Here is a 20,645-nt window from a genome sequence, read left to right as displayed (position 1 = left end):
GTGTAAATGCAGTAGCAGTCACCCCAGAAGGGCAGGTCATTTCTGGGTCAGGGGATAATACCCTGAAAGTGTGGGATATGCAGACGGGGAAAGAACTCCGCACCCTCAGAGGGCATAGTGACTGGGTATATGCAGTAGCAGTCACCCCAGAAGGGCAGGTCATTTCTGGGTCAGTAGATAATACCCTGAAAGTGTGGGATATGCAGACGGGGGAGGTTTTAACCACGTTTACCACCGATACTCCTATTTTATCTTGTGCGGTGTCTGGGGATGGGCGCACGGTGGTGGCGGGGGATACGTCTGGGCGGGTGTATTTTCTGCGCTTGGAAGGGGGGTGAGAAAGCGGGTTTCTAAGGTTCGTAGTCAGGGCTTTAGCCCTACAGCCACCCAGAAACCCAGCTTCTAAGGTTCGTAGTCAGGGCTTTAGCCCCTAATTATTCTTCCACTTGATAGCCTAATTCAGCGAGACGGAGGCGAGACTGTCGCCATTTGGGTTGTACTTTGACAAAGAGTTCTAAGTACACTTTTCCGGCGATCAGTTTTTGAATTTGTTGTCTGGCCGCACTCCCAATGGTTTTGAGCATTTGTCCCTGTTTGCCAATGATAATTCCTTTTTGGGATTTGCGCTCAATATGGATGGTGGCATACGTTTTTGTCAGTTTGGGGGTTTCTTCGACTCTTTCAATGGTGACAGCGACGGAGTGGGGGATTTCTTCGCGGGTGTGGAGGAGGATTTGTTCGCGGATGAGTTCCCCCATAATAAACCGTTCGGGTTGATCGGTGACTAAATCTGGGGGATAGTAGTAGGGGCCGGGTTCGAGATGTTGAATTAATTGGCTTTGTAGGGGGTGGAGTCCGGTTTCTTGGAGGGCGGAAAACTTGACAATTGGCCAATTTTGTGCAGCGAATAACTGGCGGTAACTGTTGTCTAGGGGTTGAGTATCTTCGGGTTGTTGATCACATTTATTCAAGCCTAGAATCACGGGAGTTTTGGTCTTTTGGAGGAGTTCGGCAATATAGCGATCGCCGCCTCCTGCTTCGGTTGCGCTATCCACCACAAACAATACCACATCAACGGATTCTATGGCCACTTTGGCATTGTGAACTAAAATTTTCCCCAGTTGGTGATGGGGTTTATGAATGCCAGGGGTGTCCACAAAAATAATCTGTGCGCTGTCGGTGGTGAGGATACCCTGTAAACGGTTGCGGGTGGTTTGGGCCACGGGAGAGGCAATGGCAATTTTCTGGCCCACCAACCCATTCATCAAGGTAGATTTTCCCACATTAGGCCGCCCAATAATCCCCACAAACCCCGATTTAAACCCCTCTGGGGGTTCAGGAATGGTCTGATGGGTGAGTAATGCGTCTTGTTCCATGGTGGATGTGTCCCCATATAGCCTAGAGTTTCAGGTTAACACCTTCATCGGTAATCGGTAATCGGTAATGGGTAATCGGTCTCCTAAGGCAGAGGGCAGATGTTGGAGAAAGGGTAAAGTTAGCTGAAAAAGGTGGCTAGACACTCATCATAATGTTAGTTTCAAGAGTCGCGGAGTCAAGGCCGATGGTTGATAACGGTTTAATTGGCTTCCACGACAGCCAACTGGTACTCGCTAAACTCCGTCTCTAACCCCGTTAAAATGCTCTTTAACAGGCGAGTTTCTCCAGGGAGTAGGGGAGGTTCACTACTGCTGACAAGGTAGCGATCGCGCTTTTCTAACACCTCTCCCGCTTGATTGAAAAATTGTACCTGCATTTTCACCAACCGTAACCCCACCTCCCCTGTATTGGTAATCTCCCAAATGGCCTGATGGGTGACAGTTTCAGTATAGTTGCGTTGGGTGTGGGTGCGTTCCTTGACCGCCAGATTAACCTCCTGGGGTTTATCTAACAACCAAACTAACTCAAGAGGTTGAGAGGACTCATAGGCGCGAGCCGCCGGGAATTGTTCTAGAATATTAAAATCAATCTCCACTTGCGCCAAAGTGGGCGGAACTGCTTTAATCAGACTGAAAGCATGGCGATCGGTGGGTCGTAAAGGTGCATGACTGCGCCGTAAAATCATCTGGGTTTCCTCGGCCATCATCTCCCCCTGATTATCCAAAAACCTCACTTTCGCCTCAATTTCCGCTAACTCCTCTTGACTCTCATTCACCAATATCCCCTGCATCTTATAAAAGGCCGCATCCGCATACACATTTAACCGAGACTGAGGCACTTCTAAAAGAAGATTCGCTTCTCGAAAGCGAATGGGAATCGCATCCTCATCCGTATCCGTCACCACCAACGAACTCGACTCCTTGAGACTTTCTGGAGAGGTTAGAGTGACAGGAGTGGGGGGTTGAGTGGAATAGAACATTTGGGAAAACAGCGCGTAACTTAACCCCATAATGGTGATCATTCCCCCGACTACTCCCCCCCAAGTCAAGATACGTCGTCTCCACGGCTTCGGGGCTGCATCAATTTGGTTTAATAGAGCTAAGGCCGCCGAATAATCCGCTTTTTGGTGTAAACAGTCTTTGGCCAACTGGGTGGCAGTTTCTTTATCTTGGGGGCGTTGTTGGGCCTGATACCGTCCATAATAGGCCGCCGCCAACCCATAGAGAACATCGGGAGAAAGGGGGAAAATCATCTGGGCCTGGGTTAATTCCGTAATGGCATCCTCCCATCGTTCATAGTCCAGATATCCTTGGCCACGGGTGAGAGACTTCCCCCCATACTGGCGAAGTGTTTCTAGTTCTGGGGGAGTTAGTCCTAATTCTAACGCAATGGCTTCTAAATCCGCTTGTTGTAGGGAAAGACGTGCATTGTGTCGCACGTCCCATAATTGTTGCAAATAGTTGTTGAGAATCTCGTCGTTGGGATTCATAAATGTTTGCTAGTGTGAGAAGGATTAAGAGATTTAACTTTAGTCCACCTCTGTTTTAGCCGAAATTTGAAAGCACACCATAAACGACAAAAGAATCCCCGTTCATCCTTTTCCCGTTGGGCGCAGACTTCCTCAGCAGACCAAAAATGGTCGTGAAATTCGTAGTAGCCCATGACTGTCACCCTAAAAAAAGTCTTCTGCTTCTATTGTCGCTAAGGAGTCAAGGGTTTCGCTATCAATTGTAAGAAAAAATTACTTTTTGAGGAGGATTTCCTCACCGATGACTAGATTTAACCGGAATCGACAGTCTGGGACGAAACCGCGCAACCAAGAACCGGATCACCCGTCTATACTAAGTAGAGAAGACGGAAACAATGTAAAAAAGGGATCAATGGGCAAATTTCAACAAGTCGTAAGTCGCCACTCTCGCCGTTATGGGGTACGGCGTTTTCTGCTGTCTGCTGTCTTGGGGTTAGGAATGACGTTGAGTTTAGGGACTGTCTCCTATGCCCAATTTCCGGATAATACTCCAGCCCCGTTAAAAACCACGTTACAAGGGTTGGAGAGGACTGCCAATGCGCATGATCTTGATGCCTTACAAGACTATTATGGGGCGGAGTTTAGTACGGGGGATAATGTGCCGCGGCCTCAGTATTTTGAGACGTTAGCGCAGTTGTGGGAGGACTATCCCAATCTGAATTATTACACGGAGTTGGAGTCTTGGCAGCAAACGGGCGATCGCCTGACTGCGGAAACTGTGACTTATATTACGGGGACACGGGAGGCCAATGGCCGGGAAATTCGGCTAAAATCAACGGTGCGATCGCGCCAAGTTTTGGCCAATAATCAAATTATCCGTCAAGAGATTCTCTCGGAACAAACGCAACTATTAATGGGAGACAACCCCCCCGAAGTCAGTGTGAACCTTCCTGACGCGGTACAACTGGGGGAAACGTTTAATTTTGATGTGATTGTCCAAGAACCCTTGGGGAATGATTTACTATTAGGGGGAGCGATTCAAGAAACGGTAAATGGCGATCGCTATTTAACCCCCAGTGATTTCGAGTTGGAACTCCTGCAAGCGGGAGGCATCTTTAAACAAGGTCGAGTTGAAGAAGACCCCAGCGATCGCTGGTTATCGGCAGTTTTAATCCGCGAGGATGGTATTCTCATTGTAACCCAACGCCTCCGCATCGAGGAATAAGCGCGATCTGGGTCGAGAAGATGAGAGTCTAGAAACCGGGTTTCTGTATAGAATAGGGGGATTTAGCCTAGAATGTACAAAGAAACCCGGTTTCTTAATTAACTATTTTTGAACCACAGAGAGGGGAGATGGGGGAGATGGGGAGTAACAACTGTTTATTGTTTATTGTTCCCAGTTCCGGAGTTCCCAGTTCCCTTTTTCACAAACAACCAACAACAAACCCTACTGTTTCTTACACAACAACACCCCAAACCATTGTTGTTCATTCGTCCACGCTTGCTGACAGACTAAATCTTGTTGCTGGAGATAGTTCTGTAATTCCGTTAAATTAAACTTGCGGGAAATCTCGGTGCGAATCCATTCCCCCTCGGTAAAGTTTACCGTAAAATCTAACGCCTCTAACCGAGCAGAATGGGATTTTTGACATTGGAGATACATCTCAATTTGTCCCTGCTCCTCATTATAAATCGCTTGATGGCGGAAAAACTCAGTATTCAAATTGCCCCCAAATCGCCAATTGAGATGATCTAAAATATTTAAATCAAAAGCTGCGGTTACACCTTGACTGTCATTATAAGCGGGTTCTAGCACATCTTTAGGCTTTTGTAAATCAACCCCTAATAAAAAATAATCTCCGGGTTGTAAGGCTTGGGTGACTTCTGCAAAAAAGCGATCGCACTCTTGTGGGGTAAAATTCCCTAGGGTACTCCCCAAAAAGAGAATCATACGGGTGGGTAAATGACTCGGTTGTAGAAAAGTTAACGCTTCCTCATAAGTCCCGACTAACCCCTTAACGTGCAGTAAATCATACTCTTGGAGCAGTTGTTTGGCACTCTCGACCAAAATTTCTGCACTGACATCCACAGGAATATAAGTGAAGTCTTGGCCTAACCCTGCATAAGCATCTAACAACAAACGGGTTTTCGTCGAACTCCCACTCCCCAACTCAATTAACTCACACAACCCGGTCATAGAGGCAATTTTAGACGCATATTGCCGCAAAATATTGGCCTCGGTGCGGGTGGGGTAATATTCCGGTAATTCACAAATTTGTTCAAATAGTTGAGACCCCTTTTCGTCGTAGAGATAGCGAGTAGGAAGGGTTTTAGGGGATTGACTTAATCCCTGTATCACATCTTGTCCCAACTCCGGAGAAACAACGGTATCGGTTTCATGGAGATAATGAATCTTTAACCCCGATTCGGTCGGATTTGCAGCCTGAGAGCTAACCATAATATTTGCGTCTTGTGTGAGTTTTGTGTATCCAATGCAACATAACTTAATCTGAGTCTCTCTGACAACTGAAACGGTATATAAAAATACAAAGATGGAGTAAATTGACCCATCAAGCTACATCTAGAGACAGCAGTGTAGCCCCAAAACTTCCAATCTGCCCAGACGGGCCTTTCAGAGGAGTCCACCCTTACTCATTGCATTTTGATACGAAAGTTCCCTTAACCCCCCACAATTCCCTAAAATAAAAGCTACGATCCCCAGATGGATCGGTGTTAATATCCTCTAGTTCTAACCTCCTGTTATACGTCACCTATGTCACAAACGGTTGCTGATTACATGACCTCTACCCCCTTCACGGTTACACCGAAAACCTTACTCAAGGAGGCGGTACGACTACTGTCTGAACACCATATTACAGGACTCCCTGTGGTGGATGATGATGGCACATTGGTGGGGGTGATCTCGGATTCGGATTTGATGTGGCAGGAAACTGGCCCCGATCGCCCCCCTTATATTATGTTTCTCGATAGTGTAATTTTCTTGCAAAATCCGGCTCGCTACGAAAAAGAGTTACATAAGGCATTAGGACAAACAGTGGGGGAAGTGATGACGGATCGACCCATTGCGGTTTCCCCCGATCGCCCCTTACCAGAGGCCGCTCGCCTTATGCACGAAAAAGGAGTGCGTCGCTTACCTGTAGTGGATGAAAATAAACAGGTGTTGGGCATTATTACCCACGGTGACATTATCCGGGCCATGGCGGCGAGTTAGCCTTTAGCTTGCTTGTTTTAATTCCCTTTAGCGAATTCAAAAATTTTTTATGACATTAGAATCTGTGCAAGCTCTGTTAAATTCTGAGGATTATGGCGATCGCTTGTCCGGAGTCAACCAACTCCGGGATGTGGACCCCCCAACAGCCTTAGAAATGATTAAACCGTTGATTACAGACTCCCAAGCACGAGTCCGCTATTCGGCGGTGAGTATTATGGACACAGTAGGCAATGCCAACCGTCAAGAAACGTTGGCATTATTGCGCGATCGCTTGCTAACAGATAGTGAAGTGGATGTGCGGGCCGCGGCTGCCGATGCCATTGCCGCTTTAAAATTCACAGAAGCCTTTGAAGACTTACGCACGGTTTACCACGAAACTGAAGAATGGTTACTTCAATTTAGTATTGTCGCCGCATTAGGGGAAATGGGCGACGAGCGAGGCTTTGAGTTATTACAAGAAGCCATCCAATCGGACAATAATTTATTACAAACAGCGGCCATTAGTTCCTTTGGGGAATTAGGCGATCCTCGCGCTATTCCCCTCCTCTTACCCTTCCTAGAGGATCAAGATTGGCAAATCCGCCATCGCCTCGCCCAGGCCCTTTCCCATCTGGGAGGAGAAGAAGCTCGCGCCTGCTTAGAAAAATTAGCCCAAGATGAACTCCCCCAGGTTGCAGAAGCGGCAAAGCGGGGGTTGGGTAATGGGCATTGGTGACAAGTTAAGGTGAGACATCCTATTGTCAAGAGAGATGGGGAAGATGGGGGAGATGGGGGAGATGGGGGAGAAAATTGAGGAATTGACGAAAAAAGTATTCTCAAATACTTTTTGGCCTCTGACCCCCCCCTCCTATTCCTTGAACTAACAACCTAACTACTCTCCAATTCTACCTCCCGGCCTGAGACAATAATAAATCCAACAGAATCGGGACGCAGGGATGGGGTTTTGATGGCTGCTGACAGGGCCGGAATTAAGGCTTTGAGTTGTTCAATTTCCTGGCCTAACTCCGTGTCAGAAGTCGCTCCGAGGTGGGTTTGTCGCTGTTGTAACTCCTTGAGACGAGCATCTAACCGTTGCTCGGTTTGTTGGGCCAACTGCTCACAATGACTCGTCAAGCGTTCCCGTAATAATACCTCTGACTGGATGCGGGCCTCTTGACATAACCCTTCCCATTCCTCAGCCTCCACAAATTGCTCAATCACCGGGAGTCGCTCTTTGGCTAAATTATAATCCCGACTAGAGGAATGTTTATGGCTATAAGGCCGTTGTAAAATTGCCAAAATGGCCCCTTGCGTCACAGGTTGCAACTGGCGGTCCACAAAAATGGTCTCTACGCGAGGAGAGAAACAGGACTCAATGAGGTGTTTTCCGTGGGGAATAAGCTCTGCAAACTGCTCCCATTCCAGAGTAACCCGATAATCAAACCGAAATCCCACCCACTCTGCTCCAGGGGCCGACTCCCATTGGGTATCGTGTCGCCAGAGGGCGAAGGCTTGACCGCGATCGTCCCAACGAAGATAATTTTCTAGGGTATCCATTAACCCATCTCCCAGCCGTAAGAGGTGCAGCTTAGGATGTTTATTGGCGGTGCGGCGGTTATACGTGCTTGGACGGTCGAGAAAGGGGGCAAAATGACGTTTTAGCTCATCTAAGGCCACTAAGGTGGGTTTGCGCCAATTTTTGCTGCGGTGGTAATGAACCGCCCCTTTAATATTAACATCCTCTTTGGCTTGGAACTGTAACGCCCCGCATAACCAGCCTTCGGTGGCTTTTTTGATGGTTTTATGGTCCGCATCAAAATCATCGAGGGTTTGAAAATACTGTTGGGCGGTTTCATTGTCTAAATCGAGCGTATCTAGGGCATCATAGGCTTGGAGTTTACGCTGTTCTTGGGTAAAGTCTTCTTTCAGTTGTGCTTTATGTTCTAACCAACCCTTTGCTCCTCCGGTAAACAGGAGTTGTTTTAAGTCTGCTTGTTTTGCTTCTAGATAAGACTGGAAGGGAGCGAGGGATTGATGAAAAATATCCCAACTGTCGTTGAGAAGCTGATACCATGCCTCTTGGCAACTTGCGTCACTTTCTGCTCCGGCTAATAACCAAGATTTTAAGTCAATTTTGCCGCCAATACAGTCAAAACACCGTAATCGTTGTTCTAATTGGATAGGGGAGTCGGGTAAGTCAAAATGCACGACTCCTTCGACAAATTGCCAGTTACGGCCTACCAGTTGGGAGGAGTCGGAGACGAGGAAGAAACATTGTGCTTCTTTCTGAAAGCGTTGTAGGTTATCCTCACGGGTTGCAGGGGTGTCGGGGTTGCAGTAACTGACGACGGTTTGTTTCCCGAAGATTTTGGCGAGACTGTCTTGGAGTTTTTGGGCGGTTTGGGTAAATTGGGTAAAGACGACCAGTTTCGGGAAGCGATCGCCGCTAAACGGTCGCTCAATCCGTCGCTGGATGCGGTCTTGTAGTTTCTTGCTATCGCTTTTGAACGATTGCAGATCGAGTAAGTCTGCAAGATGATAGAGGAGGAGAATTTTCAGCAATTCTAAGCGATCTTGTAAAAAGTCTTCCTCGTTCAATAAGTTGAGCAGGCCGTTTAATTGCTCGGTTTCCCCGTCAAAATGGGGGGTTTCGGTGAGGAGTTTTAAGGCTTCAGTTCCCCAAATTTGCTTTAAGTCTGGGGTTTTCTTCCCGTTTAACCGCACAGAAACCAGTTGTTTGAGGACTGCCAACCAAGTCCCACTCCCTCGGAAAAAGAGCCAGAAGATGTCCCCATAGGCTTCTTGGTGGTTTCCGGACTCACAAGCGGCGTTGCGCCATTGTTCTAGCTGCTCTTGTAAGGTATCGGAACGCTCATCTAAATCATACTCGGTTTGGGGGGTGAGTTCTCGGTCAAAGAGGATATCTTCTGCTGCTTTGCGGTTATTGCGCAACAGACGGGGGTGTAAGCGGTAGGTGTTCCGAATATGTTGGGTGAATAGGTTGGGGGTGTCGGTGAGTGCTACAACTCTAGCATCGTCGGGAAAGAGGGGTTTTAATTGGGTTTCGCTGGGGGCTTGTTCGCTTTCCCAGTTGAGGAGGAAGTCTCCTTGTTTTTGCCGTTGTTTCTGTTGCTGTTGCACCGTTGACTCGCTATTTAACGGATAGGTGCGTGGGTCCAGTAGGTGCAAGAGGGGGGTAATTTGTTGGGGGGTGGAGAGGGGGGAAAGGGAGGAGAGGAGTAACAAGCGATCGCATTGTACGGCAAACTGTTTATAGAGGCCAAACCGTTCCCGTTCTGTGGCTTGGGAGGAATAGGCAAGGGGGGCTAGTTCCTCGGCCTGATCGAAAATTACGAACTGATAAGACTCCCGTAATTTGCGCAAGTCCAAGTCTCGCAGGGTTAATAGACTCACCCGTTCCCCAAATTTAGAGAGATAAATTTTCTGCTCTAGTTCCTGTTGCCATTGTTGTTGCAAGGAGGGGGGAACAACAATTAAGGCTTTCCCTGCGGGGTTATCCAGTAAAAATTGGCGCAAAATGACCGCCGCTTCTACGGTTTTTCCTAGTCCAGGTTCATCGGCTAACCAGTAGCGTTGAATGGGATCACTCAACACTTGTCCCACGACTTCGACTTGATGGGGATAGAGTTCGATGTTGGCGGATAATAAACCCGTTAACCCGCGACTGGTGGCCTGTTGGGCTACCAAAGACTGGACAAACCGCGATCGCTGGTTATGAAAATAGGGGGTTTCTTGACCCTTCATGGCTAAAATGTCCATGGGGTCTTCAATGGGGAGGTTACAGCGCACAAAGATTTCCTGCTCGGAGGCTAAGACTGTGCCACCGTTGGGTAAGTCAATGCGATATTGTTCTTCGTCTGTATCCCATTCAAAGATTCGGCCCACGCGCCACACTTTTTCCCCTAACAAGCGCAAATAACAGCGCGTTTGTTCGGTGAGGGTGACTCGTCTCAGTTGGGAGATAGGGATTTCTTCTGTAAATTGTTGTCCAACGGAACAAAAATATTTAACTGTTGCCCGTTCATCTTGTGCGCTGACAATTTTACCAATGCCTAGATCGTTGTCGCGCGATCGCACCAATGCTCCAATACTCACGAATGTTCTTGTCTTACTCTGCTTTTTTATTTTATGGTTTGTTGGTTATTTGTTGTTGGTTGTTGCTTATTTGTTGTTTGTGAAAAAGGGAACTGGGAACGGGGAACAGTGGGTTCTTTGTTCTCCCCCATCTCCTCCATCTCCTCCATCTCCTCCATCTCCCCCATCTCCCCCATCTCCTCCATCTCCCAACTATCAACTATCATCTCCCCCATCTCCCGACACTCCCGACAGTCCCGACGCACGGTCTGCGAAGACCGTTCGCCATGCTTCCACTGTTCCCCGGCCAATTTCGACATCATCGGTACTGCCGTCAGGCCACAGAAGGCGAATGGTAATATTGCTAGAGGGTGCATTGACTAACGCTCGCGCTAAGTCTGGAGAAATGGGCCCCTCCTCATACCGATAGACTTGCTCATCTAGGGCAAATAATATCGCCTTTGGGGTCTTCTGATAGGTTTCTGTGCGATAAATGGGTTCTTCTTCGGGATAGGGGACATCCACCCATTCCCCATCTCGATAAACCCTGCGATCGCGCCATACTGTCCTGGTCCCAACAACGTGCTGCTCTGACCAATAATAGGTCATGCGAATCTCTTGCGCCGACCAACTGCTCACATAGGCGCGATTAGAGGCAAAATTCCGATCATAAACAATTAAACCATCAAAGGGATCATCCACCACCTCCGACCAACGCACATCGGAATCTCGCGTAATACTGGCCGGGGGAACGGCCATAGCGGGATGCAGTCCCATCACTGCACCGACTAACGTGGCCATAATGCCCCACTGTGTGAATTTGATCATTCTCCATTTGATCATAATGTTGTGTCCTCCTAGGATTTTTCGTTCTCAGAATAGAAGTTCTCAGAATAGAACACGAATAGATTCCCCTCAGAGTTCCCCAGTTCCTACCCTTGCGCGAACGGGGGGGATCACGTTATGATAAGAAGTTGCGTCGAAATTTAGACCAATCATGCCTAAACTCAAAACTAATCGCTCCGCAGCTAAACGGTTTAGAAAAACCGGAAGCGGGAAAATCCGTCGTCGCAAGGCGTACAAGAACCACCTACTCAATCATAAGAGTTCTGAACGGAAATATCGCCGCTTGTCTCAATTATCCCTAGTGGATAAGCGAGATGAGGAAAACGTCCGTCTGATGCTGCCTTATATGTAAAGTCGGCACAAGGCTACTCAGTCAAGGCTACTCAGTCAAGGCTACTCAGTCAAGGCCAAAACGCGCACTTGACTATTCTTAATTTCTCATACCAATAAATTTTACAGGTCAAACAATACTATGGCACGGGTAAAACGGGGTAACGTTGCGCGGAAACGCCGCAAAAAAATCTTAAAATTAGCCAAAGGGTTTCGAGGCTCTCATTCTAAACTCTTTCGGACTGCTAATCAGCAGGTAATGAAAGCGTTGCGGAGTGCATACCGCGATCGCCGCAAACGGAAACGGGATTTTCGCCGCCTTTGGATTGTGCGAATCAATGCGGCTGCGAGACAACACGGAATTAGCTACAGTCAACTCACTGGAAAGCTGAAAACTGCCAATATTGATCTTAACCGCAAAATGTTAGCCCAGTTAGCAGTTGCTGATCCTGACGCATTTGCCAAAGTGGTAGAAACCGCGAAGAAGTAAAACCAATAAATCAATGTTTGATGTTGTCCGGGGTGGGTTGTTCTTAGACAACTCACCCCGGTTGGTGAGAGGGTTAATCGTAAGGGTGAGAGTGTAGAGAAACCGGGTTTCTTTCACTAATCTGGGTGAAACAGCAAAAGCTAGGAGAGAAACCCGGTTTCTGAGTCGATCGTTGAGACTTTCTCAAACGTTCCCGCGGCTCTTTTGTTGAATTACCTTTTCTACCTCATCGGCAAAACGAGTATAATTTTCTACATAATAGATGATCGGGGCAGTGTCTAAAAAAGTTGTCGAAACTTTCGCTAACTCCTCATCTAAAGTTACTCGGATTTCCCCCAAACCTGCTCACGTTCTCCCCATTCATCTCGCATTAGATTGACCTATTTTTGAGCATCTTTTACCCCTAATCAATTAGGAGCAATTCCTATTTTAATTTAGATGACGAACAGCTTATGGAGTGTATTGCAAGTTTATCAGACTCCTACTTTCTCTCGGTGAACGGGGTCACTGGGGGTTGAGGAGAGTTGTTTTTTCGGAGGGGAGAAGCGGTGTTGTAAAAATAAATAGGCCGCAGGGGTGAAAAAGAGTGCCAAAATGGGAGAACCGCCGACCCCTCCGGCAATGGCAATGGCCAAAGGTCGCCAGAAACTGCCTCCACTGATTAATAAGGGGATAAAACCAACCATTGTGGTAATTGTGGTGGTTAAAACGTGACGAGTGGCTTTAACTACGACTTCAACCACTGCTTGACGTTCCCCGCGACTAGCCCCGATATCTTCATTAAAGGCCGATAACACGATAATTGAGCCGTTAATGGCAATTCCTACCAGTCCCATCGTACCAACAATAGCCATAAAACCTTGCAGTGAACCGAAGGCCCAAAGGGAAAATTGTGCCATTCCCACTGAACCCATGGCCACAAAAGCCACAATTCCTGCTTGTCGGAATGACCCCAAGGATAAGACTAAGGCCGTCAGCATGACTAATGCCAATAATGGCACGTAGAGCAGCAAATTCCCTACAGCTTGACTGCGTTCGGCCTGTTCTCCTCCGAATTCATAATGATAACCAGGGGGGAGTTCAAAGTTGCGTTCCTCTAGTTTTTGTTGGAATTGGGCTAATACTGTCGAGGGTAACACCCCGGCGGTAATAAAGGCTTGTACGGTATTGACGCGCTGCTCATTGCGACGGGAAATTTTCGCTAATTCCGATTCTAGGCGGAATTCCCCTAATGCTGAGGTGGGGCGGAATTCTCTGTCTCGGCTTTGGTTGGGACGGAGATCGAGGGAGGCGATCTTCTCTAGGTTAGCTCGGTCGGTGTTGGTTAAGCGCACGCGGACGGGTAAATTTTCTGTCGATTCTAAGATTGAACCGCCGACGACTCCCTCTAAGTAAGCGTCCAGTTGTTGTGCAATTTCGGTATTATTTAATCCGGCTTGCTGGGCTTGTTCTTCATCCACTTGTAAGCCTAATTTGGGCTGAATTTCGGTTAAATCATCCCGTACATGGGTGACGTGGGGGATTTCGGTGAGGAGAGAACGGACTTCCATGCCTAACCGTCGCAATTCTTGTAAGTTTGGCCCGTAAATTCGCATTTCCACGGGGGCCTCGTAGGGGGGGCCCTGTTGCAGTTGATGGACTAACATTCGCCCTTCGGGGAAGGCTTGGTCTAATTCCGCTTGCAAGTCGTGAATTAAGGCCTGTGCGCCTTTCGCGGTTTTTAATTGCACCATGGCTTGGGCGTACTGGGACTGATTTTGTCGTGAGCCGATGAAGTTATAGTAGAATTTGGGCGCACTTTCTCCGATAAACCAGTGAACGTCCTCGACATTGGGATGCTCTAAGATAATGTTACGGGCTTTGAGGACTTTTTCTTCGGTTTGCGCGATCGCAGTTTGAGCCGCAAATTCCGCTTCAATGTGAAACTGATCTCGGTCCACTAAGGGGAAAAACTGCTCTTTCAGGGTACTCCCAGTGATAAACCCCAGGAGAGGAATGAGCATGGTGAGGGCAATGGCCAGTAAGGGTTTCGCGGTCACTCCGCCCAAAACCCAACGATAAAGACGGCCCAATTGTGCTGAAGATATCCCCTCATTCCACCAAGCACCAGGTTTCAGGAGGAACTGTTGCACTCGTTGTCGCCATCCTAACGGTTGCCCCTGTTGTTCTAATTCTGCGGCCTTGGCTTCGCTATTGGCTAACATTCGCCCTGCTAACGCGGCAATGACGGTTAGGGAGAGGGCAAGGGAGGAGATTAGAGCCAGAATAACACTGAGGGCAATTGATCCCACAAATTCTCCTGCCCCCCCCGGTAAGAGATAAATGGGTAAAAAGGTTAAAACGGTGGTCAGGGTAGACGCGAAAAGTGGCACTTTTAAATAGTCCACCGTGTCAATGACTGCCCGGCCAGGCTTTTTCCCGTGGCGTAATTCCACCTGAATTTCATCCACCACCACCACAGCATTATCAATTAACAGTCCCAAGGCAATAATTAACCCCGTGACGGACATTTGGTGGATGGGAATATTAACCACCGTCATCCACCCAAACACCCCAAATACGGTCAGAGGCAGGGCTGTACCGACCACTAAAGCCGGTCGCCACCCCATCCCCACTAATGCCACCAAAACCACTAAAATCGCCCCAAAAACGAGATTAGAGAGTAGTGAACTAATTCGTTCTTCGACATAACCGCTTTGGTCGAAAATTACCTCTAACTCAACCCCTTGGGGGAGACGTTGGCGGAATTCGTCGAGGGTTTGCCGGATATCGGTGGCCCAATGGTCGATGCGTAAGCCTGATTTCATCATAACGCCAAGGGCGATCGCGGGTTTCCCACTGATTCGTGCTAAGTCGGTGGGTGGTTGCCGAATGCCCCGACTCACCTGAGCAATGTCGCTCAGGCGTGTAAATTGTCCTGTGCTACTCTGGATGGGAATACGGCGAATTTGCTCTAAGGTTTCTAACTCACTCTCTACCTCAATGGCTAAATTCTGCTCAGAACTGCGATACTGACCTGCTGAGACTTTAGCATCACTGAGGCGAATTTGTTGGGAGAGTTGCTGGGGGGAAAGTCCCACTGCAACTAATTCCGGTGCGTCCACTTCTACGCTGATTTCTTCATTGGGCGCACCAAAAAGTTCTACTTCTTCTGTCCCCTCAACTCCCCGCATGGCCACGGCTAAGTCTTCCCCGTAGCGACGCAGGAGGGCATAGTTGGGGTCATTGGGTAAGTTCCAGGTTAACCCGGTAATGACGGTGTAGGCTTTAACTTTGGCTTCTTCTAATTCTGGTTCTCCGGCCCCTTGGGGAAAGCGTTGGGCGGCATCGGAAATTTCGTCTCGCACTTTGGACCAGATGGGTTGGGTGTCTTCGATGCGGTCTACTAATTCGACAGAGATGGTGGAAAAGCCGACTCGTGAGGTGGATTTTAATATGTCAATGGTTTCTAGTTCCGAGAGTTCGGACTCTAGCACCTCTGTTACAAGGGCTTCCACTCGTTCGGCACTGGCCCCCGGAAAGGCGGTTTTGACGATGGCCGTCCGAGAGACGAGTTCGGGGTCTTCTTGTCGGGGGAGGGCTTGAAAGGAGGAGATTCCCCAAGCGAGTATCATTAAGATGGTGAGGATGAGTAGGCGGATGTTTCGATAGAAGGGGCGAACCATTTTCAGTTATCAGTTAACAGTAATCAGTAAGCAGTAATCAGTAATTCAGTAATCTGTAAATAGAGGGAGTTTAACTACTCCAGACACAGAGGACACAGAGGGATTTTTCTCTCTATCCCCCCATCAACGTTGCGAGGTGGCTACAACAGGCCGCACTTCCTGACTGGGGACTAGGCGATGGACTCCGGTGGCGACGAGTTGATCTCCGGGTTGGATTGTGCCTTGGACTAGGACGCGATCGCCCTGTTCATGGATAATTTCTACAGATTGTTGTTGCAGTTGGTACACTTCGGGGTTGTCTGGGGAGGGGGTTAGGACATAGCAGGTCCACAGGCCGCGGACTCCTTCGGTTAAGGCGGAGGTGGGCAACCAGTAGCCGGTTTGCTGGATACGTTCTTTGATTTCGATGCGGGCGGTTTGACCGGGGTTAATTTGGGTGAGGGCGGCTTGTTTGAGGTCTAAGACGACGGTTTGGGTGCGGGTTTCGGGGTCAACTTCGGGGAGGATGGAGGTGATGGTTGCGTTGTAGGTTTGTTCGCCCAGTTGGACGGTTTGGGTTTGTCCGACGCGCATGGTTTGGGCGGTGTTTGCAGGGATGCCCACTCGTACTTCTGGGGTGGCGTTTTCGACGAGGCGGACGACGGGTTGTCCGGCACTGACGACTGTTCCTTCATCTATTTGGCGGTGGGAGACAATGGCGGCAAAGGGGGCTTTGAGGGTGCTTTTGCTGAGGGTAACGTCTAAATCGGCGATGTTGGCGTTAATTTGTTGAATACGGGCTTTTTGGGCGGCGATCTGTTCTGGTCTTGTGCCGTTGCGGAGTTTGTCTAGGTTGCTCTGGGCTTGGGTTAAACGGGCTTTGAGGGCGTTTTCGCTGTAGGTGAATTCGTCGAGTTCTTCTTTGGAGATCGCGCCTTCATTGTAGAGGAATTCCCGGCGCGATCGCTGGGCTTTTTTTAATCTTAATTGCTCTTGGATGTTCTGCACTTCGGCTCTGGCGGCGGCGATGTCTTCTTGGCGAGGGCCGGCCTGGAGTTCGGCGAGTTGTGCCATGGCCCGGCTTTTTTCGGCGAGGAGTTGCTGCCGTTGGGTTTGCAAGTTTTGGGTGTCTAGTCGGGCTAGGGGTTGTCTGGCGGTGACGCGATCGCCTGATTCTACCAAGACGCTCACCAGTTGTCCACTTCGTTCAAATCCGATGTTACTACTCCGCAAGGCCGCCACTTCCCCGGTATAGGTGCGCGAAACCTCATACCCGGTGACGGGTTCGGCGGTTAGGGTTTCTACGGGTAAAATATTGGCTTTTGGGGTGCTTTCTTCGGGAGTAGGTGCGGTTAGTTGACTTACTGCAAACTGAGTTACGGGAATTGCTCCTAGGAGCAACAGTCCGGTTGTACTGCCGAGAATCACCATACGGCGGTGTTGTCGCCACCAGTTACGGAATTGACGGGTTTTGTTTTGGGGGAGGGAGGAGTGAAAAGCCATAGTTGAGAGTAATAAGGGGCAAAAATAACAGTGGACAAATCAGCGATTAAGGGGTGTTTTTTGGACGTACGTTTGATTGAATGGCGATGTAACCCATTGTTTCGGAACAGTTAAAAATGCTCTTAATGCTTATTTTCCCTAGTTTAGAGGGTGTTATTTGAGTTACACCGGAACAATGGACAATTTACACGGTCGTTTGATTTAATTTAAACGCACGTCTAAAATTTTGACAAGGGGAATCTAGGTGAAATTTAGCAGCGCGATCTGCGCTAATCCTGACTTTCCTACAGGTTGTCTCTCACGATAGTGTTAAGATAAAAATTCAAACGTTTGAATCAATTATGAGTACCACCACCAGTCCCACCCAACAGCAAATTCTCGATGTCGCGGTACAACTCTTTGCAGAGAAAGGGTTTACGGGAACGACGTTGCGGAATGTGGTGAATGGGGCTAAGGTGAATTTGGGGTCGGTTCACTACCATTTTGGCTCGAAGGAGGATTTATTTCGGGCAGTGGTGGCTAGCATTGCTGAACCTGTGGTAAAAGGGCAGTTAGAGGCGTTAAAACAGCTTGAGGGGACGGGTGAAGCGTTGACGGTGGAGGGGGTTTTACGGGCGTTTCTTGCACCCCCGTTACAATATGTGAATCAGGATCAGTCTCGCCTTGTTTGCGCTCAGTTTATGGGGCGGTGTCGGACTGAGCCTGATCCAATTCGTGCGATCGCGGCTGAGGAGTTCAGCGAGAGTCAGCAGACGTTTTTAGATGTCTTGCAGCGTGTGTTACCTGATCAAACCCGTTCTCAATTAAGCTGGAAACTAGATTTAGTCATTGCTGCGTTAATTCGCGTCCAGTTGGAAGCGGGGAAACCGAGTGCGTTGTTGCGGAGTAGTTCCCCGGAGGATGTGGAGCGTGCGATCGCGCAATTGGTACGCTTTTTAACCCCCGGAATGCAGCTATCAAAGTAAAATATAATGTATTCTATCTAAGCTGTTGTGCATTTAAATTGGTATGTGATAGGAGGGAACGGGGAGGTTGGGTTACGCTACGCTTCACCCAACCTACAATCAACTACCATCAACTGAAACAACGGTATATTGTCCTATCCCACCGTGACAGGGTTGGGCTAAAGCCCCCACTACGAACTTATGTACTGTACTTTTAATTGGCTCAAACTACTTACCTCACAAAAAAAATCGCACCAGTTCTCACCTGATGCGATCATTTAGACTGTTCTCGTCCCTCTCTACGGAGCAAGAGCATTACCCCGTAAGAGACTGCCAATGGTTTTGGCAGTAATTTTCATCTGGGTGAAAGGATTGGCCGGAACAACGGTTTTGTAAAGATAACTGTCAAAAGTTAACCGTTGTACATCCTCATCCGCGCACATTTCCACAAACGCTTCACGAGTGGCATCACTGCGGTAGAAGACCCGTTGCAACAGGTCTAACACCAAGTAGGTCATACCGTACTCTTTATCCCAACGTTTGATGTAGCGTTTCAGATCAGCTTCGGTGGGGATGCGTTGACCACTGTTGCTCGCTTCCACAATGGTTTCTGCACACATCCGCGCTGACTTAGCGGCGAAGTAAATCCCTTCTCCAGAGGATTTGGTGACTGTTCCCGCAGCATCACCGACCAGAGCAACCCGGCCACGCACCCGATGGGGACGGGGGTGTTCGGGGATGGGGTGAGCTTCCACTTTGATGATTTCTCCCCCTTCCAATTTATGAGCCGCCCGGGCCCGGATTCCCGCTTGGAGATGCTTGATTTTCGCTTTGTTGATCTTCATGGTTCCCGTTCCGACCGCAACATGGTCGTATTTGGGGAAGACCCAAGCGTAAAAGTCGGGAGAGACATCATCCCCCACGTACATTTCCGCGAGTTCTTCGTAATAGTCCATTTTGTCTTGGGGAAGACGGAAACGCTCTTGGAACGCGATCGCATAATTATAATCCCCAGCTTCAATAGCTTTGGCCACGCGAGAGTTCGCCCCATCCGCACCAATGACCAAATCAACTTTCAGGGTGTTCATCACCCCAGTTGCTCCCCCTTGGGAGTGGTCTGCGTAGTGGAGGGTATAGGGGTCATTATCCGAGGTCGGAATGTCGAGTTGATAAACAGTCCCGTTAATGAGATTAGCCCCTAAATCGGCTGCACGGTTACGCAAAAACCCGTCCAGCACTTCTCGACGGCACATCCCAATGTATTCATCATCTTTGAGCGTATGCCCGATATTAACCTCGATATTGGAGGGTGAGATCATTTTCATTTTCCGCACCCGACGATCTACGATTTCGGGGGGTAAATCGAACTCATCCACCATGCAGAGAGGAATTGCCCCACCACAAGGTTTGGCGTTGTCGAGCTTCCGTTCAAATAAATAAGTTTCAATTCCGGCTTTGGCGAGAGTTTCAGCCGCAGAAGACCCTGCAGGCCCCGATCCAACAACAGCAACCCTTAATACCAAGGCTTTTCTCCTATAATTTCTTAATTATTTACAGGTTTGAATGGTAGCACGGACTTTCGCTCTCAGAGGACAAAAGGCGTAATTTTGCTAAATTTTGCAACAGAGTGTAATAACTTTAGTAATATTTCGTTACATTTTGGGTTGGGTAATGGGTAATGGGTGACTGATTACTGATTACCGTGTAAATGCTGCAAATTATCCCCTGTGACTTGATACGCTGCGCCAAACCCGATGACGAAGCGGCCTTGTTGGGGGGTGAGCTTGACGAGGCGGAAGTCGGGTAAACTGCGGAAAATGTCGATAATTTCGCCGAATTTAGTGGTAAATTGCTCTGCGATCGCCTCCCATTCCTCAGTCTCTCGCTCCATCACCGTGGCCGTACAATCAAAAGAGAGACGACGACGGGCAAAGGGTTGCTCGGCCTGGGCCTCATCCTCAATGAATAAAACACTCACCTTCGGATTAATCGACAAATTTTGAGTATGGGCAGATAATCCACTGACGAAAATATAAAAATTTTTCCCCTCATCCTGCACAAAAGGAGCATAACTCCCATTGGGAGTCCCATGATCATCGGCGGTGCTCAAGACAAGACTCTGAAATTGCTCGGTGAAGGTGTTATAAAGGGCTTGGGCTTGTTCAAGTTTACTCATGCTCGATTAACAGACTGGTTTCGTTACGCTATTGTAGAAAACGTTTGTCATTACCACTACGAGCAAGTTTATGCGCTGTGCGATTTTAAGTCGAGCCGGACAAGTTTTAGCAAGGGGCTATTTAATCATCCATGGAGATGAAACGGGAGACTCTTATTTGGCCTTTCGTAGCGATCGCGGGAGAATCATTCAAGGTGGCAAAATTAGTCCCAGTGGCGACTTAACTGAAGCCAGTAAGGTCTTATTTAGACAACTGTTTGAAGCCTGGGGAATGACCGATTTAACCCTCACAGTGAGCGAAAAGGCACAACGGAAACTACCCCACACCCAAAGCTCTGAAATTGACATCGAGTTGATCTAAACCACAAACGACCACAGAGAGGCTTGTCTAGACGGCACAAGTAGCTCTCTGCTCTCTATAGTCAAAATTAGTTTTTTATGAAAGCAAGAAATCTCTAGGTTTTTTTATTCACCGTCTTTAGCCGCACAGGGGTCTTCTTTAGACGCACAAGGGTCTTTAGCCGCACAGGGGTCTTCTTTAGACGCACAGGGGTCTTTAGC

General features: G+C 48.5%; 17 protein-coding genes. 8 read left to right on the top strand and 9 right to left on the bottom strand.

Going from position 1 to position 20,645, the window contains the following annotated elements:
* The coding region (locus PN462_RS13645; RefSeq protein ID WP_443029169.1) for a WD40 repeat domain-containing protein at positions 1–338 on the top strand (338 nt) is incomplete at its 5' end.
* Positions 339–434: 96 nt separating this feature from the next.
* Here the strand turns inward: PN462_RS13645 and era are convergent.
* Positions 435–1,376 carry a GTPase Era gene (era, locus tag PN462_RS13640; RefSeq protein ID WP_272128855.1) on the bottom strand — a complete coding sequence of 314 codons (942 nt, stop codon included), beginning with the start codon at positions 1,374–1,376 and terminating at the stop codon, positions 435–437.
* A gap of 200 nt (positions 1,377–1,576) precedes the next feature.
* Positions 1,577–2,866 carry a hypothetical protein gene (locus PN462_RS13635; protein ID WP_272128853.1) on the bottom strand — a complete coding sequence of 430 codons (1,290 nt, stop codon included), beginning with the start codon at positions 2,864–2,866 and terminating at the stop codon, positions 1,577–1,579.
* 280 nt (positions 2,867–3,146) lie between these two features.
* On the opposite strand from PN462_RS13635, the gene PN462_RS13630 reads away from it, so the two are divergent.
* Entirely contained in the window at positions 3,147–4,070 is a 924-nt protein-coding gene (locus PN462_RS13630; protein ID WP_272128851.1) for a nuclear transport factor 2 family protein, read from the top strand.
* A gap of 222 nt (positions 4,071–4,292) precedes the next feature.
* Here the strand turns inward: PN462_RS13630 and egtD are convergent, their stop codons facing one another.
* Positions 4,293–5,303: an L-histidine N(alpha)-methyltransferase gene (egtD, locus tag PN462_RS13625; RefSeq protein WP_272128849.1), complete on the bottom strand. Its 1,011-nt coding sequence runs from the start codon at positions 5,301–5,303 to the stop codon at positions 4,293–4,295.
* A gap of 315 nt (positions 5,304–5,618) precedes the next feature.
* Between egtD and PN462_RS13620 the strand changes: the two genes are divergently transcribed.
* A complete protein-coding gene (locus PN462_RS13620) occupies positions 5,619–6,077 on the top strand; it encodes a CBS domain-containing protein (RefSeq protein WP_272128848.1) in 459 nt (152 codons plus the stop codon).
* Positions 6,078–6,126: 49 nt separating this feature from the next.
* Entirely contained in the window at positions 6,127–6,792 is a 666-nt protein-coding gene (gene nblB, locus PN462_RS13615; RefSeq protein WP_272128847.1) for a phycobilisome degradation protein NblB, read from the top strand.
* A 152-nt stretch (positions 6,793–6,944) separates the two neighbouring features.
* On the opposite strand, the gene dpdE is transcribed toward nblB, so the two are convergent.
* Together dpdE and PN462_RS13605 are read right to left on the bottom strand one after the other, a co-directional pair.
* Positions 6,945–10,172, bottom strand: a complete 3,228-nt coding sequence (gene dpdE / locus PN462_RS13610) for a protein DpdE (protein ID WP_272128844.1) — start codon at positions 10,170–10,172, stop codon at positions 6,945–6,947.
* Between the two features lie 195 nt (positions 10,173–10,367).
* Entirely contained in the window at positions 10,368–10,979 is a 612-nt protein-coding gene (locus tag PN462_RS13605) for a hypothetical protein (protein WP_272128842.1), read from the bottom strand.
* Positions 10,980–11,148: 169 nt separating this feature from the next.
* On the opposite strand from PN462_RS13605, the gene rpmI reads away from it, so the two are divergent.
* Positions 11,149–11,349: a 50S ribosomal protein L35 gene (rpmI, locus tag PN462_RS13600; RefSeq protein WP_272128840.1), complete on the top strand. Its 201-nt coding sequence runs from the start codon at positions 11,149–11,151 to the stop codon at positions 11,347–11,349.
* 120 nt (positions 11,350–11,469) lie between these two features.
* Positions 11,470–11,817: a 50S ribosomal protein L20 gene (rplT, locus tag PN462_RS13595; RefSeq protein ID WP_272128838.1), complete on the top strand. Its 348-nt coding sequence runs from the start codon at positions 11,470–11,472 to the stop codon at positions 11,815–11,817.
* A 473-nt stretch (positions 11,818–12,290) separates the two neighbouring features.
* On the opposite strand, the gene PN462_RS13590 is transcribed toward rplT, so the two are convergent.
* Together PN462_RS13590 and PN462_RS13585 are read right to left on the bottom strand one after the other, a co-directional pair.
* Positions 12,291–15,482, bottom strand: coding sequence for an efflux RND transporter permease subunit (locus PN462_RS13590; protein ID WP_272128836.1), 3,192 nt, complete (start codon positions 15,480–15,482; stop codon positions 12,291–12,293).
* Between the two features lie 123 nt (positions 15,483–15,605).
* On the bottom strand, positions 15,606–16,964 hold the full coding sequence (locus PN462_RS13585; protein WP_272128833.1) for an efflux RND transporter periplasmic adaptor subunit: 1,359 nt from the start codon (positions 16,962–16,964) through the stop codon (positions 15,606–15,608).
* Between the two features lie 341 nt (positions 16,965–17,305).
* Between PN462_RS13585 and PN462_RS13580 the strand changes: the two genes are divergently transcribed.
* Entirely contained in the window at positions 17,306–17,929 is a 624-nt protein-coding gene (locus tag PN462_RS13580; protein WP_272128831.1) for a TetR/AcrR family transcriptional regulator, read from the top strand.
* Between the two features lie 278 nt (positions 17,930–18,207).
* Here PN462_RS13580 and chlP read toward each other — a convergent pair whose 3' ends face one another.
* On the bottom strand, positions 18,208–19,431 hold the full coding sequence (chlP, locus tag PN462_RS13575; protein WP_272128829.1) for a geranylgeranyl reductase: 1,224 nt from the start codon (positions 19,429–19,431) through the stop codon (positions 18,208–18,210).
* A gap of 167 nt (positions 19,432–19,598) precedes the next feature.
* On the bottom strand, positions 19,599–20,084 hold the full coding sequence (locus PN462_RS13570) for a HugZ family pyridoxamine 5'-phosphate oxidase (RefSeq protein ID WP_272128827.1): 486 nt from the start codon (positions 20,082–20,084) through the stop codon (positions 19,599–19,601).
* 70 nt (positions 20,085–20,154) lie between these two features.
* On the opposite strand from PN462_RS13570, the gene PN462_RS13565 reads away from it, so the two are divergent.
* Complete coding sequence (locus PN462_RS13565) at positions 20,155–20,445, top strand: hypothetical protein (RefSeq protein ID WP_272128825.1); 291 nt, start codon at positions 20,155–20,157, stop codon at positions 20,443–20,445.
* Positions 20,446–20,645: the final 200 nt, after the last annotated feature.

Source organism: Spirulina sp. CS-785/01 (assembly GCF_028330525.1).
In the GTDB taxonomy this organism is placed as follows: Bacteria; Cyanobacteriota; Cyanobacteriia; order Cyanobacteriales; family Spirulinaceae; genus JAQMSD01.
This window is presented reverse-complemented; position numbering and strand designations above follow the sequence as displayed.

Excerpts from the sequence above, each read along its gene's own strand:
- PN462_RS13565 (WP_272128825.1), top strand. The coding sequence starts at position 20,155 with ATGCGCTGTGCGATTTTAAGTCGAGCCGGACAAGTTTTAGCAAGGGGC.
- era (WP_272128855.1), bottom strand. The coding sequence starts at position 1,376 with ATGGAACAAGACGCATTACTCACCCATCAGACCATTCCTGAACCCCCA.
- PN462_RS13585 (WP_272128833.1), bottom strand. The coding sequence starts at position 16,964 with ATGGCTTTTCACTCCTCCCTCCCCCAAAACAAAACCCGTCAATTCCGT.
- nblB (WP_272128847.1), top strand. The coding sequence starts at position 6,127 with ATGACATTAGAATCTGTGCAAGCTCTGTTAAATTCTGAGGATTATGGC.
- PN462_RS13605 (WP_272128842.1), bottom strand. The coding sequence starts at position 10,979 with ATGATCAAATTCACACAGTGGGGCATTATGGCCACGTTAGTCGGTGCA.
- PN462_RS13580 (WP_272128831.1), top strand. The coding sequence starts at position 17,306 with ATGAGTACCACCACCAGTCCCACCCAACAGCAAATTCTCGATGTCGCG.
- PN462_RS13590 (WP_272128836.1), bottom strand. The coding sequence starts at position 15,482 with ATGGTTCGCCCCTTCTATCGAAACATCCGCCTACTCATCCTCACCATC.
- PN462_RS13635 (WP_272128853.1), bottom strand. The coding sequence starts at position 2,866 with ATGAATCCCAACGACGAGATTCTCAACAACTATTTGCAACAATTATGG.
- rplT (WP_272128838.1), top strand. The coding sequence starts at position 11,470 with ATGGCACGGGTAAAACGGGGTAACGTTGCGCGGAAACGCCGCAAAAAA.
- PN462_RS13630 (WP_272128851.1), top strand. The coding sequence starts at position 3,147 with ATGACTAGATTTAACCGGAATCGACAGTCTGGGACGAAACCGCGCAAC.
- rpmI (WP_272128840.1), top strand. The coding sequence starts at position 11,149 with ATGCCTAAACTCAAAACTAATCGCTCCGCAGCTAAACGGTTTAGAAAA.
- egtD (WP_272128849.1), bottom strand. The coding sequence starts at position 5,303 with ATGGTTAGCTCTCAGGCTGCAAATCCGACCGAATCGGGGTTAAAGATT.
- PN462_RS13570 (WP_272128827.1), bottom strand. The coding sequence starts at position 20,084 with ATGAGTAAACTTGAACAAGCCCAAGCCCTTTATAACACCTTCACCGAG.
- PN462_RS13620 (WP_272128848.1), top strand. The coding sequence starts at position 5,619 with ATGTCACAAACGGTTGCTGATTACATGACCTCTACCCCCTTCACGGTT.